Origin of the sequence: Snodgrassella sp. B3882, from assembly GCF_026535915.1 — a bacterium.
GTDB lineage: Bacteria > Pseudomonadota > Gammaproteobacteria > Burkholderiales > Neisseriaceae > Snodgrassella.
On record NZ_JAFNPF010000001.1, the window covers coordinates 1245295 to 1259855 of the forward strand.

The following is a 14561-nucleotide window of genomic DNA, read 5'->3' on the forward strand; positions in this document are numbered from 1 at the left end:
GCTCACCGCTCACCGCTCACCGCTCACCGCTCACCGCTCACCGCTCACCGCTCACCGCTCACCGCTCACCGCTCACCGCTCACCGCTCACCGCATTGCTGCTAGCAGGACTATTAATTTCATTACCGGTCTTTGCTGTCCCCAATATCTTTGCTGATGTACCGTTAGTATTACAAAATAAAAAAACCACCACTCCACAAAAAGTTAAACCAAATCTCGTTTTAGCGATTGATAATAATACCGAAATGTTATGGCGGCGTAGGGAACCACCAAATGAAGGCATTTGTGCAATACCTCAGTTTGGAGGCTATCCTAATACTGACTGGAGAATGTGTACTTGGTTTCCCAGCGTACAAGATCTGATTGCTCAAGTTGAAAAAGACAAGGTAGAAGGAAATCCACATGGCGCTTCCTATCATGATCCACGCGCAGCTGGACCCGGAACAGCTGTCTTCTGGGCTCCTGCCAATAAATCAGCCATGGAACAAGTTCAGGAAGTGACCAAGCTCATCATCAACAAATATCGCAATGATATTTATTTTTCACTCGCTCCTTTTTCGGATTTTAATAAAGATGTAAGTATGCGATACGCATATTCAAAGGAGGAGGGTGATAAGTTTGATGCCTATTTTAAAAGCCAGAATGTAATTGGTTCATTCTTCAATACCAGATTTAGCAAATTTGAACATTATGATAAATACCCTTGGATCTATGGTGTGCAGGAAGACACAAGAAAAAAAGATCACAAATATCTAGATTTATCTGATGACCAGCAATTAAAAACGATGCTGAACGATATCGATAAATTAAACGTGTCTGGACTTACCGATATATTTCCGACACTTCCGAAAATTTTCAAACATGTTGTAATGAAAGGACAAAAATATCGTTGTCAGAGATCATATGTCATATTGTTAACCAATGGTTATCAGATAACTAACGGTGGCTTAAACGATGTTCATGTATCAGATACTGAGGGTGTATGGGAAGACCGTTATGGTCATTTTAGTAACAAAAATGAAAAACCAGGCGGAGAGATTTTTGATGGCTATTTCGATAGTAACCGAGGAAGATCTTCATTTGGAGCACTGCCAGATTGTTACAGACCTGAAAATATTAATACGCCAGGATGTGAATATGCCCGCGATAAACCAGTGCCTCCACCTGCGAGCAATAATGACATATATATGGGTTATTTTACCAATCGCCTGGCAACGAAAAATTTTGGCCACTATATTTATCAAGATGATTATTATCAGGCTTGTAGTGCATTGCAGTCTATGGGATGGGGCAACAAGGGATGGGTAACTATAGATAGAGTATCCGGTAGTCAAGATGGTATTGGAGGTTATAACTATACTATGCCAACTTACCATAACCAATTGTTATGCACTGGCAGAACTGATCCTAATCCTCTTACACAAAGACCAAGAAGATTGACAGATGATGCGGGTAAAGCTTGGGATTCGATCAATCCATTGACCGGCAAACCCTATACTCAGATAGCGGAAACCTTTACTGTTGGCATGGATCTAGAGCGCTATAGTTACTGGGACCCCAATAACCCAAGGCTGGAAGCTGACACCAGTGATATATTATTTTATGCAGCTACACCGGCAGGAACAGGTAAATATGATCCAATTTCAAATCCGGATGGTCGTTTTTATGATATTACGGTAGACAAAGCCAGCATATTGGCGGCTTTTGAAAATATTCTGGAGAAAATTGTTGCTGCCTCTACGGCCATTGCCATGACTGAAACAGTCGCTTCAACAGTTGGTATTTCCAGTACCACCGAAGGGGATACTTCATTTACGGCAAAAGTGGATACCAGCACTTGGAGCAGTCAGATATGTATCCATAATCGAGGTGATGATCCAAATTCATGTAGCGTGCAGCCAACCTATCAAAATCGCCAACTCGTGGTGAATGATGGTAAGCAGAGCTATCTGTATTCCACCGATTCAATCCAAAGCAGTGGTATGAATAATGCCACCTTTAAAATACGCGATGTTAAACATCCGAATGCACAAAAAAACTTAACCAACGCAGCCGAGTGGCATGATGGATTGTTAACATGGATGGCGCGAGCTAAAGAAGACAGTCTGATTAGAGTTGGCGATAATGATTTATTTGTACTCAACTATCGCGATCGACAGGATGTGAAAGATTTTGGCAGCAGTCGGAATATTGGCGATATTCTAGATAATCCTTTGTTATCTTTTGGTGATGCACTACCGAATGCACGGCACCAGAAATACTTGATCACCTCATCTAATGATGGATTGGTTTATGTCTTTGGTGCCACCAATGATAATACCAAACCCTATGATCTGAAGTTCAATTACATGCCCTTGAATATGCAACGGCAAAGTAACGACAACAGTGATCTGAACACCCATTATTTTAAAGATCTGACAGATAATGAATATGGACAATTCTCCACCGACAAGCCACACCGTTATTTGCTAAATGGTGGCATGATTGTGCAGCAGACAGATGATCGTGGTGACGGTATTAAGCAAACCTTTATGGTATCAACCATGGGACAGGGAGGACGAGGCGCGTTTGCCATCAATATTGGTGGTAAAGATATTCTGACCAGAGCTAATATTGGCGTTGAAAATATGAACTCGCCTGACTGGTATAAAAATTTACAGTTATTCCGTACCGAAGATGGCTTCAACAATAAATTAGGTTACACCGTAGGAACCCCTGCTGTAGCACGTATCAGAGTCAACTATGGAACCAGTTTGGCCGATACTAAGTCATATAAACATAATATCGTTGCGGCAGCCTTTATCAGTAATGGTTACAACTACACTGACACACTGGCTCAGGATACCGCAAGAAAAGAAGCTCAAGAAAGCGCATTATATGTCTACAATGTACTGGGCGCTGATGTAGGTACTGACGGATATAAACCCTTAGGTAACAAAGGGGATTTAATCCAAAAAATTATAGCGGTTAATGGCAAAGGTGGCTTATCCAGCCCAACAGCTTTTGATATTGATGGCGATAATATTGCCGATATCGTGTATGCCGGTGACTATGCAGGTGATATGTTCCGCTTCGATATTCGTAATCCAGATCCGAGCACCTGGAAGGGCGTGAAGATATTCTCTGCCCATAAGCCAATTACAACAGCACCATTGGTTGTCAAAGCTGATCGTGAGGCAAACAGCAACGCCAAACTGATTGTGGTGTTTGGTACAGGCAGTGATATATATGAGGACGATTTAGAAAACGTTGATCAGCAAACCATTTATGGCATTTATGATGACTATGAATTGGCCGATGGACAATCAGAGGTGTTCCAAAATGATCTGCTTGAGCAGAGAATCAGTATAATTGGTCAATATCGCACGATAAGTAAGAACAAATTTGATCAGGCGTTACATAAAGGCTGGTATATCAATCTAGATCCTCAGGATGGTGAGCGTGTGGTATCGAATTTTTCGCGCTTGCTGACCACAGGTATTATTCCGACAAGAATATTTACTGTAGTAAAAGGTGAAATAAAACCAGAGATTGCGGATCCATGTACTTCTTTAATTCATACACAGGATGTATCAGCCAAAACCAGACTGATCCAATTTAACCTAAGAACAGGTTCAGGATTATCAGACAAGAGCCCACATATTGTTTTTGACAAAAATAATCCGCTGGGAATTGTGACTAAAGAAGGATTAACTGGTTTTGAGATACTTTCGGAAATCACACAAAATATTGGTGCTACCGGTAACTGGCGGCCATTGGGTGAGACACCACCTTCACCAGATAGTTGTATGGAAAAACTTCCGGTTGTTGCAACAACAGAGGGACTAATTGAGTCAGAAGATATTCAAAATGTCCTTTGTGCAAAAGATAAGCTGACATTCAAACGTCTAGCTTGGCGGGAAATCAAAGAAGCCTACTATCAATAATAAACTTCCTTAAGAAGCGGGTGCAGATGGTTTAATGGGGTTTTATATTAATTATAAAATCAATTTAAGCCATTAGAATGGGTATAAAACATAATTTGCTTCACCATGGCAAATTATGTTTTTTCTATTCATCAAGTTTGGTTTAATCATTTTTTCGTGAATATTTTGGTTGGGCTGAATAGAGTTTTTTATATAAGCAAGACTTTAGTTTTTATGTTGGCTGTCGCATGACATTTCCGTAATAGCTAAAGTTTGAGATATTTAAAATCAATTTTATTTTTGCGCAATTTATTTTTTATCTATTAAGAACGTTAAAGCTTCTATTATTGTTATAAGAAAAATAGTTTTGTGCTGTTATTTGATTGGATGAGAAAAAATAGATGATTTTATGGTTATGCAATTAATATAGATATGGTAAAGGCAATAAGGAATGATATTCAAATTGGGCTTTTAAATAATCATTGATTATTAATGATGTTTTTATTAATGAGGATGAATAATTAAAGTTTTAGAAGGCGATAATTGGGAGTATGCTTTCAGTTCTATATCTTTATCTTGTTGTTATTATAATGTGTTTAGTTTGGCAAGCTATAATTTGGTTAGCATGACACAATTTAGATAACGATAATAGGCTTTTTCTGAGTGTTGTGATTGTTAACTCAGCGATAAATTGAATCGTATTATTAGTTTTGATAATTTAGGAAAATTTGTTAGGAATGGAACGATGAATATTGTCTATTATAATGACAAAATACCCACTTTTGAGCAGGCGAATGAATTATATCGCCGTTGCTCATTAGGTGAGCGACGACCTATTGAGGATAAAAGCAGATTCGAAGCTATGCTTAATCATGCTAATCTGCTGATTACTGCCTGGAATGAGCTTGAGTTAATTGGCATGGCTCGATGTTTGACTGATTTTGCGTTTATAACTTTTATAGCAGATTTGTTGGTTGATGAACGTTATCAACGTCAAGGAATTGGCATTGAATTAATTAGGCAAGTACAAAAATCTACCGCTGAAGAATGTAAAATTACTTTGTTAGCAGCTCCTCAGGCAAAAAATTATTATGGACATATTGGTTTTGAGCAGCATGATTCAGCTTGGGTTCTGAACAAAACATTATAAATGAATATTGAGAATTTTTATTGATATATGCTATATTTATCAATATGGGATAATAGAGAAAGAAAACCATGTTGTACGATGATAATTCGGAAGAATTAGAAATTTTACATGAATGGGGATGTTCGGTTAGATCAAAAAGATATCTTATTTTAATGCATTTGGTAATCTATACTATTTTTTTTATAGTATTTACCTCTGCATTTTTTAATAAATGGCAACAATTTTATTTAAGCATAATTATTCCGATCTTTTGGGGGATTGCTGCCATTATTGCCTTATTTTTATATGTTTATAAGAAGTTTACGATCAAACATGTTGCTTTCACCAGAAGTCATGTCTATATAGAAAATATAAAATTGGATCTATGTTTTGTCGATTCCATTGCTTTTGTTAAATTATACAAATGTGGAAAAAATGTCGGTTATTCTAAAATTAAATTTTGTATGACTTTTTTGCCAAATAAATATCATTTAAGCAAAGTTTTGTTTTGTTTAACTTTTCCAAGAAATCATATGGATGAGAATTATCAGATTTATGATTATGAACAGAGATTTATCAAAGTGATTGAAAGCTGGGCGCAAAATAGGAGGTCCATGAACGCCCAAGATAATGTTTAGAATGCTGTTGTTGTTACATTGTTGTTAGCGTGTAATTTAGTCATTTAGTTTTTTTCTGACTATATTCGTTTATAAGCTTATAGTGAGTATGATTCATTTAAAAATAGCTATTTGTCATGTTTATTTTTCGAGACAAAGTGAACTGTCTGGTGATGCTGAGGTTTGGTTAATATTGCCAATTCTTAAATAAAAAATTTTGGTGTAGGTTTGATGATTTTTCTATTTTGCAGAATTAGGTAACAGCCAAAGATGGCTGTTACTTCAATCCGATTCAAGCCAAAATTTTATTTATTATTCTGTTTGAATAATATTTTATTGTTTATCGACATTTACGTGGACTTTGTCCTTTTATCTCTTCATTAGTATGCAGATCATAAACACGAATAGTTGCTTTAGGGAAGGTTCTACATAGTGAAATTTTGGTGGTGGTTAAACCTCTGCCTTGTGCCACCAATTTCACTTTGGGTAGTAAATTTTGTCCATTTTCATCCTGAGCTTCGATGCGATAGTCTCCAGTCAATGTCATGCATCCGCTTAGAAATAAGCTAGCCATAATCAGAAAGTTTTTTATCATGTTGAATTTTGTCTAGAATTAATTATATGGCATATAGTAGCGGTATTTACTTAAATGGTAAACATTTTTAATTAAGGAAAATCATGTTTTTTATTGTTTCGGTAATATGGCAATGCAGATAAAAGCAGAAGATAATTATAGATAGATTTAAGTTGGTGATGAAGTTGCTTAATATGGAATAAGTTAAAACGATGGTTTTGAAAACGGTATGTTTAGATATTTTAAATCATGGAGCAGGGCAATGCTATCCAATAATTGCCCTGTTTTATTTTTGCTCATACGTAAATGTTTAGCGTGATTGCTTCATTAACCGTTGTTTTTCGCGGTTCCAATCTTTTTCTTTACTGCTTTGGCGTTTATCGTGTTGTTTTTTGCCTTTGGCCAAGCCCATTTCTATTTTGACATAGCCATGACTATAATGCATGTTGACAGGAACCAGGGTATAGCCACTGCGCTCAACTTTGCCAATTAATTTATTTATTTCTGTTTGTTTTAAAAGCAGTTTGCGCTGCCGAGTTGGGTCAGGTTTAACATGGTTAGAGGCGGTGGGTAATGCTGTTATGTGGCTACCTACCAAGTAAAAAGCGCCTTTTTTCCATTGGATATAGCTTTCTTTGATTTGAACACGACCGGCGCGAATGGCTTTCACTTCCCATCCTTCCAGTACTATCCCGGCTTCAATCTGCTCTTCGATAAAGTAGTCGTGAAAAGCTTTTTTATTGTTGATGATGCTCATAATATTCAGGCGTTATGTGTATTTAGGAGTCTATTTTAGCAGAAAGTTTGTGACAGGGAAGAATTGATGTGATTGCTGATGCAAAATAAAAAAACCGATTTGATCAATCGGTTTTTTTATTTTAGTGTTCCAGTTCTTGTTTGTGGGTTTCGGGCAGTAATAAGACTGCAAGTATGCTGATGGCACTAGCAGTCATCAGGAACCAACCAATATAGGTGGTTCCTAACATGCCATACACTTTAACCATGTATGCAGCCGCAAAGGGTGTAAGTGATCCACCAAGAATGCCACCAAAGCTGAAGGAGATAGCGGCACCAGTGTAACGCACGTTAGTCGGGAATATCTCAGGTAAAAATGCAGCCAAAGGTGTCCACAAGATACCCATGATAAACAGGGCGAATGATAAAAAAATGGCTGCAGTGGTCATGCTGGCAGAATTGATTAAATCACCAAAAAAATAACCTATGACCATAGTAATGGCACCACCAATCAAAAATACTGGTTTACGGCCGATATGATCAGACAGTTTTGCAGAAATTGGAGAGGCGACAGCCATGAAAATAATGGCGCCCATCAGCATGGTTAGGTAATCGATTTTGTTGAATAAAGCGGCATCTTGCCATGAATGCTTGGTAGTGGCATATTGTAATGAATATACGGTTGTCAGAAAAAATAGGGTAAAGCATGACATGGCAGCTAAAGAACCCAGAATTAAGGGTTTATAGTGCTGACGAACAGTACTTGCCAGAGGGATTTTGGCTTGAGTTTGTTTGGCCACCATATTGCGGAAAGCATGGCTTTCGATGATGGACATGCGTACATACATTCCCACTCCAACCAGCACAATACTTAAGATAAATGGGATGCGCCATCCCCATGATATCATTTGCTCAGCGGTTAATAATTTAGACAGGACAATGAAAATCAGGCTGGCTGCTATAAAACCGATGGGAGGACCCATTTGCGGAAACATGGCAAAAAAGGCGCGTTTTCCTTTAGGGGCATTTTCTGTAGCCAACAGAGCGGCACCACCCCATTCGCCACCTAAACCCAATCCCTGACAAAATCGCAAAATACATAATAAGATGGGCGCGACAATACCTGCCTGTTGATATGTTGGTAACAATCCAATTAATGTGGTACTGATACCCATAATAAGTAATGAAGCAATTAAGGTTGTTTTGCGGCCGATTTTATCTCCAAAATGACCAAATAGCGCGGCACCAATTGGTCTAGCTACAAAAGCAATACCAAAGGTCAAAAATGAATTCATGACGGCTATATTTGGATCGGTTTTGGGAAAAAACAGTTCACTCAGTACCAATGCGGCTGCTAAACCATAAATGTAAAAATCATAAAATTCAACTGCTGTACCAACCAGACTGGCCACGGCCACTTTTGTTGGCGAGTTTTGTACGGATGCTGCAGTAGTATGTGTCGTAGTTAATGGTTTTGTCATAATATTTCTTATTCAATATGGAGAAAAAAAAGCCTGCATATATAGACATACAAGCTTTTAATTAAAGATCTCTTTAAATGATTTTGTCATTTAATTTTTGTCTTGATCTACCAGCTTGTTTTTGGCAATCCACGGCATCATGCTGCGTAGTTGTTTACCAATGACTTCCACTGGATGAGCGGCTGTTTGGCGACGTCTAGCTGTCATTGATGGATAATTAGTCGCTCCCTCAACGATAAATGATTTGGCATAATCGCCATTCTGAATGCGTTTTAAGGCTTCACGCATGGCTTGACGTGATTGATCGTTGACCACTTGAGGACCAGTGAAGTATTCGCCATATTCTGCATTATTGGAAATGGAGTAGTTCATGTTGGCAATACCACCTTCGTAAATTAAATCTACGATCAGTTTCATTTCATGCAAACACTCAAAATAGGCCATTTCTGGCGCATAACCTGCTTCTACAAGGGTTTCAAAACCGGTTTTAATTAGTTCAACCAAACCGCCACACAATACAGCCTGTTCACCAAATAAGTCGGTTTCGGTTTCTTCTTTAAAGGTTGTTTGAATCACGCCACCTTTGGTACCACCATTAGCCGCAGCGTAAGACAAAGCGATGTCACGGGCACGTCCGCTGGCATCCTGATGTACTGCGATCAAGCTGGGTACACCACCGCCTTTAAGAAATTCACTGCGAACGGTATGACCAGGTCCTTTAGGCGCAATCATGACTACATCAAGGTTTTTAGCTGGCGTAATTTGGTTATAATGAATGTTAAAGCCATGAGCAAAAGCTAAGGTTGCATTGTCCTTCAGATTTGGCGCTATTTCATTGGCGTAGACAGCTGGTTGATTTTCATCTGGAGTCAGGATCATGATTAGGTCAGCTGCTTTGGTAGCTTCTGCTACTTCCATAACTTCATGGCCAGCATTGACTGCTTTTTGCCAAGACTGTCCGTTTTTCCGCAGACCGACAATCACTTTAACACCGGAATCTTTTAGGTTAGCTGCATGGGCATGTCCCTGAGAGCCATAGCCTATGATGGCTACGGTTTTACCTTTGATCAATGACAGGTCAGCATCTTTATCATAAAAAACTTGCATTTGTTTAATCCTTAATTTTTATCTATTTTGTAGTATAGAAATGGGTTGATTGTTGCTTGGGTTGGACTGGTTATTTCCGCTCCGCTCAGATGCGTAGCATACGTTCGCCACGACCAATACCTGCTGCACCGGTACGAACTGTTTCCAGTATGATGTTTTTTCCGGTATTTTCCAGAAAGGCATCCAGTTTGTCGCTTGTGCCGGTAATTTCGACGGTATAGGTTTTATCGGTGACGTCGATTATTTGACCGCGAAATATGTCGGTCAGACGCAAGATTTCATCCCTATCTTTACCGGTGGCACGCAATTTAACCAGCATTAGCTCACGTTCTACATATTGACTATCGTTCAGATCGATAACTTTAATCACTTCAATCAGTTTGTTTAACTGTTTGGTGATTTGCTCGATCACTCTGGCATCACCACTGGTGACAATGGTCATGCGCGATAGGGTTTTATCTTCAGTTGGTGAAACGGATAAGGAATCAATGTTGTAGGCACGGGCGGAAAAAAGTCCGACAATTCTGCTCATGGCTCCAGCCTGATTTTCCATCAAAACTGAAAGTATGTGTCTCATGATGTGCTCCCTGTTTTTTCAGACTGATCATGTACATTACCGGTTGTGTTTGAGCGCATATGTACCGGCAACACCATTTCATCTAAACCTTGACCATTGCCAACCATGGGCAAAACATTTTGGGTACGGTCGGTGATGAAGTCCATGAATACGAGTCGGTCTTTGAGGGATATGGCTTCTTTCAGTGCACCTTCAACATCGGATGATTTCTCTACTCTGATTCCGACATGTCCATATGCCTCAGCCAGTTTGACAAAATCTGGCAGTGAGTCCATGTAGGTTTCTGAATAGCGATTTTCGTAATACAGTTCCTGCCATTGGCGTACCATGCCGAGAAAGCCATTATTCAAGTTGATGACTTTAATAGGCACTCGGTATTGATAACAGGTAGAAAGTTCTTGAATATTCATTTGAATGGAACCTTCACCAGTTATGCAGAAAACATCTTCATTAGGCTTTGCCAATTTGGCTCCCATAGCATAGGGAAGTCCTACGCCCATGGTGCCTAAACCACCGGAATTAAGCCATTGACGTGGTCTTATGAAGGGATAGTATTGAGCGGTGAACATCTGATGCTGCCCAACATCTGATGTGATAATGGCATTATTGGCGGTGAGTTTTGCCAGGGTCTGGATGACAAACTGTGGTTTGATGGTTTCGCCATTGTTGTCAAACCATAAGCTATTCGAGCTGCGCCAGTTTTCGATGGTCTTCCACCATTTATCCAATGCATTGTTGTTAAATGCCAGATTTTGTTTCTGCCATAATGCCAACATATCAATTAATACGTTTTTAACATCGCCAACAATGGGCACATCAACTTTAACGCGTTTAGCGATACTTGAAGGATCTATATCGATGTGAATTATTTTTTTAGCGTCTTGGGTAAATTTCTCTGGTGCGGAAATAACTCGATCATCCAGTCGAGCCCCGACGACTACAACGACATCTGCATTTTGTAAAGCCAGATTGGCTTCATAACTTCCATGCATACCAACCATGCCAAGAAATTGTTTGTTGGTAGAAGGGTATGCGCCTAAACCCATTAATGTGCTGACCGTAGGGATGCCAGTATGTTGGATAAAATCTGTTAGTATTTCACTGGCATTGGAGAGTATTGCACCGCCTCCAAAGAGTAAAACTGGGCGTTTGGCCGCAGCCAATACTTGTACTGCTTTTTTGATCTGTCCAGTATGGCCATGAGTAATGGGCTGATATGAACGAATATTGATATCTTCCTGCGGATAGCTAAATTTAGCCATAGCCTGAGTAACATCTTTGGGGACGTCAATAACCACGACGCCTGGGCGTCCGGTTTTAGCAAGCTGAAATGCTTTTTTTACCGTTTTGGCCAAATCATTAATATGGGTGACGAGGAAGTTATGTTTGACACAAGGACGGCTGATACCGATGGTATCAACTTCCTGAAAGGCATCGGTGCCGATAGCGGGGGAACCGACTTGACCGGAAATAACGACTAATGGAACTGAATCGGCATTGGCTGTCGCGATACCTGTGATGGCATTGGTTGCTCCCGGACCTGAAGTCACTAAGGCTACACCAATTTTTTCCCCATTACTGGCACGGGAATAAGCATCTGCAGCGTGGACTGCAGCCTGTTCGTGCCGAACTAATACGTGTTGAAATTTTTTAAGTTGAAAGATGGCATCGTAAATCTCAATAACCGCTCCTCCCGGATAACCAAAAACATATTCGACGTTTTCAGCCTTGAGACTTTGAACCAGAATCTGTGCTCCAGATAATTGCATATGAACCTCTTATCGTCATGTAGTCCAACTGACACGGAACCAACGCATCTATGTCTGGTAAGACTAATACATGCAAACAGCGATTTAGGGTACGCGAATGCACATACTGTGATGAACTATTGGTACTGCGTCCGATAGTCGGAATAGCAGGTTGGGTTAGCAAAAGAAGTAGCTACAATAAAACAGGTGGATTTGTTAATCAAGCGTTAAATTGTGAATAGTTTGTTTTTTTATGTTACATGAAAGCAATTTATAGCTAAAAAACAACAATAGTACGAAATTAAATGTTTAATTTAGACAAAAAATATCATTTCATTCAATTAATTTGTCTAATTTTTTTAAAAAAGTAGGTATTTGACATTTTTTTATTTTTGGACAAATTGTCTGTATCATTGAATGATTACATCAGCTCCAGCTGCGCTAGCAAGAGCCAGCAAGGTGTTTTTATCCATGTAAGCATGACTAAGATGAGAAATATTGGCAACGATGGGTAAATGGCTGATGCACTTTGCTTTGACAATTGCTTCAATATCTAGTCGGTAAGGTGTCTGGCGCTCCATACTAAGTGTACCGGCTTCGCCCAGCATAAGATGATGATTTCCTTTGAGGGCAATGTGTTCCGCCGCTATTAACCAATCGTCAACTTGATGATGTTTATCTTTACATAATACTACTGGAATATTCAGGCATCCCACTTCATTAAGTAGTGTCCGATTTGACATGAGTTCTCCGCCTAAATAAATTATGTCTGCTTCTGCTTGCAAGGCATATTCTAGCTGTCTAACATCACGAATTCGTAGCCAAACAGGTTGACCAGCTTGATGCGCCAAATTTATTTGCTGTTGCATGGTTTGTTGCTGCTGCTGGCTATCAGGTTGTTTGATGGTGTATGGTGAAGTGGACTGATAAAAGGGATCGATGAATACACTGTTGCTATTAGGCAGGTTAAAATCTGACATGGTCATGACACATTGATTTTGTTCTGCACCGATTTTCAGACCACGTACGGTAATGATGGTGTTTTCTGCTTGAATTTCTCTACTGATAATGCGCCAATCTTGTACAACGCGTATGGCCTTTTCAACGCCATCCAAGGCTTCCAGCTCTCTGGGCTGAAACACTCTTTCATCCCCAACTGCGCCAATAATGGTGCGCTCTTTACCTTTAGATAAATGTTCAGTTAATCCTCGTTGATGGATGAAATGAATTACCTGATTTATCTCTGTATCGGTAGCGTTTCGTTGCATTACGATGATCATGCGTCATATCCTTGTCGAAGTAAGGTTGATTGTCGATAAAAATATCAAGAATGACAAGTATTCGTTGTGGTTTTGTTGATGTAACTAAATTTGATCATGATGAATCGATGAACGGATTCAATTTGAATTCTAAACACAGAAACCTTGTGGATGTATTTGCAGTCATGCAGGTATTGGTACATAACAGGAACTATTGAGATGTTTTGCCTTTATAGGCTGATTAAGATGTTCGGAGAAGATATTTTGGTTTCATAATTTCAGGTTTTATAAATCTGCCTGTTTGCAACAGTAACAGTAAATTAATGTTATTTGTTTGTGTTATGTTTTATTCTGATGTTAAATTTTTCTAAGCTGATATGATTATCAAGAAATTATTAATGTCGCTGTTGATGCAATCAGGAATGGTGTTATGAAAAAAAAGTGGCTGTTATTTTTGCTGGTGGTTGCTGTTTTAGCAGGTGTTGCAGTTTGGGTTAATATTCGTAATCACGTTGATTTACCCGATGGGTTTGTGGGTGGCAATGGACGGATGGAATTAAAACGACTTGATGTGGCAACGTTATATGCCGGAAGAGTGTTGGCAGTAAAGGTGGATGAAGGGGACGTGGTTAAGAAAGATCAGGTTTTGGCTGAATTGTCTTCTGACCAAACCAGCAGTCGTCTTGCTGCGGCACGCGCAGATAAGCAACGTGCCGAAGAAACGGTAGCCAGAGCCGAAGCGGAAATCGCGGCGCAACAACAAGTACATAAGGTTGCTCAAATGGATTTGGACAATGCTCATCGGTTGAAATCTGATGATCTGGTTTCGGCTCCAGAAGTGAAAAGACGTGTAGCTGAGCGTGATAGTGCAATTGCACGGGTAAAGGCAGCTCAAGCGGCTCGCTCTGAAGCATTGGCTGCAGTAAGACAGGCTCAGGCACAGATTGATGCAACCAGCTCAGCCAATAATGATATGTTAATCAAGGCTCCCAAAGATGGAAGGGTTGAATACCGGATTGCAGAAGCCGGAAATGTACTGGGTGAAGGCAGTAAGGTGGTAACACTTCTTGATCCATCGGATGTCACTTTATCTATTTTTCTGCCGACTGATACCATAGGTAAGTTAAAGTTGGGTGATGAGGCGCGCATTATTTTAGATGGCATGGATGCAGTATGGCCAGCTCAGGTGAATTTTATTGATGCTAATGCTCAGTTCACGCCTAAGTTCGTGGAAACTTCGAATCAGCGACAAAAGTTAATGTATAAGGTGAAGTTGAAGATTTCTCCTGAGTTAGCCTTACGTTATAGTGGTTTGCTCAAAGGCGGTATGACGGGAAATGGTTATATTCGTGTTGATTCTGGAAAAGGATGGCCGACGGACTGGCAGGTAAAACTTCCGCAGACAACACAAGTAACTAAAGGGCAATGAT

Annotated in this window: 11 protein-coding genes; 4 read left to right on the forward strand and 7 right to left on the reverse strand. The window is 39.7% G+C overall.

All coding sequences use genetic code 11. The features are described 5' to 3' along the window. The 3 genes from J3U68_RS05295 to J3U68_RS05305 all read left to right on the forward strand — a co-directional run. The coding region (locus J3U68_RS05295) for a PilC/PilY family type IV pilus protein (protein ID WP_267375317.1) at positions 1–3925 on the forward strand (3925 nt) is incomplete at its 5' end. Between the two features lie 724 nt (positions 3926–4649). Further along, a complete protein-coding gene (locus J3U68_RS05300) occupies positions 4650–5054 on the forward strand; it encodes a GNAT family N-acetyltransferase (RefSeq protein WP_267375318.1) in 405 nt (134 codons plus the stop codon). Positions 5055–5122: 68 nt separating this feature from the next. Further along, a complete protein-coding gene (locus J3U68_RS05305) occupies positions 5123–5671 on the forward strand; it encodes a hypothetical protein (RefSeq protein WP_267375319.1) in 549 nt (182 codons plus the stop codon). 319 nt (positions 5672–5990) lie between these two features. On the opposite strand, the gene J3U68_RS05310 is transcribed toward J3U68_RS05305, so the two are convergent. The 7 genes from J3U68_RS05310 to J3U68_RS05340 form a co-directional block, all read right to left on the reverse strand. Beyond that, a complete protein-coding gene (locus J3U68_RS05310; protein WP_267375320.1) occupies positions 5991–6197 on the reverse strand; it encodes a hypothetical protein in 207 nt (68 codons plus the stop codon). A gap of 337 nt (positions 6198–6534) precedes the next feature. Then, complete coding sequence (gene smpB, locus J3U68_RS05315; protein WP_267375322.1) at positions 6535–6981, reverse strand: SsrA-binding protein SmpB; 447 nt, start codon at positions 6979–6981, stop codon at positions 6535–6537. Positions 6982–7102: 121 nt separating this feature from the next. Beyond that, a complete protein-coding gene (locus tag J3U68_RS05320) occupies positions 7103–8440 on the reverse strand; it encodes an MFS transporter (RefSeq protein ID WP_267375323.1) in 1338 nt (445 codons plus the stop codon). 90 nt (positions 8441–8530) lie between these two features. After that, on the reverse strand, positions 8531–9547 hold the full coding sequence (ilvC, locus tag J3U68_RS05325) for a ketol-acid reductoisomerase (RefSeq protein ID WP_267375324.1): 1017 nt from the start codon (positions 9545–9547) through the stop codon (positions 8531–8533). A gap of 85 nt (positions 9548–9632) precedes the next feature. Next, positions 9633–10124 carry an acetolactate synthase small subunit gene (gene ilvN / locus J3U68_RS05330; protein ID WP_267375325.1) on the reverse strand — a complete coding sequence of 164 codons (492 nt, stop codon included), beginning with the start codon at positions 10122–10124 and terminating at the stop codon, positions 9633–9635. Continuing rightward, the gene (ilvB, locus tag J3U68_RS05335) at positions 10121–11893 is read right to left on the reverse strand and encodes a biosynthetic-type acetolactate synthase large subunit (protein WP_267375326.1); all 1773 of its coding nucleotides are present in this window, start codon (positions 11891–11893) and stop codon (positions 10121–10123) included. The genes ilvN and ilvB overlap by 4 nt, the downstream gene beginning before the upstream one ends. A 389-nt stretch (positions 11894–12282) precedes the next feature. Beyond that, positions 12283–13152, reverse strand: coding sequence for a chorismate mutase (locus tag J3U68_RS05340; RefSeq protein WP_267375327.1), 870 nt, complete (start codon positions 13150–13152; stop codon positions 12283–12285). Between the two features lie 409 nt (positions 13153–13561). Between J3U68_RS05340 and J3U68_RS05345 the strand changes: the two genes are divergently transcribed. After that, positions 13562–14560: an HlyD family secretion protein gene (locus tag J3U68_RS05345; protein ID WP_267375328.1), complete on the forward strand. Its 999-nt coding sequence runs from the start codon at positions 13562–13564 to the stop codon at positions 14558–14560. The last annotated feature ends 1 nt before the right edge of the window (position 14561 follow it).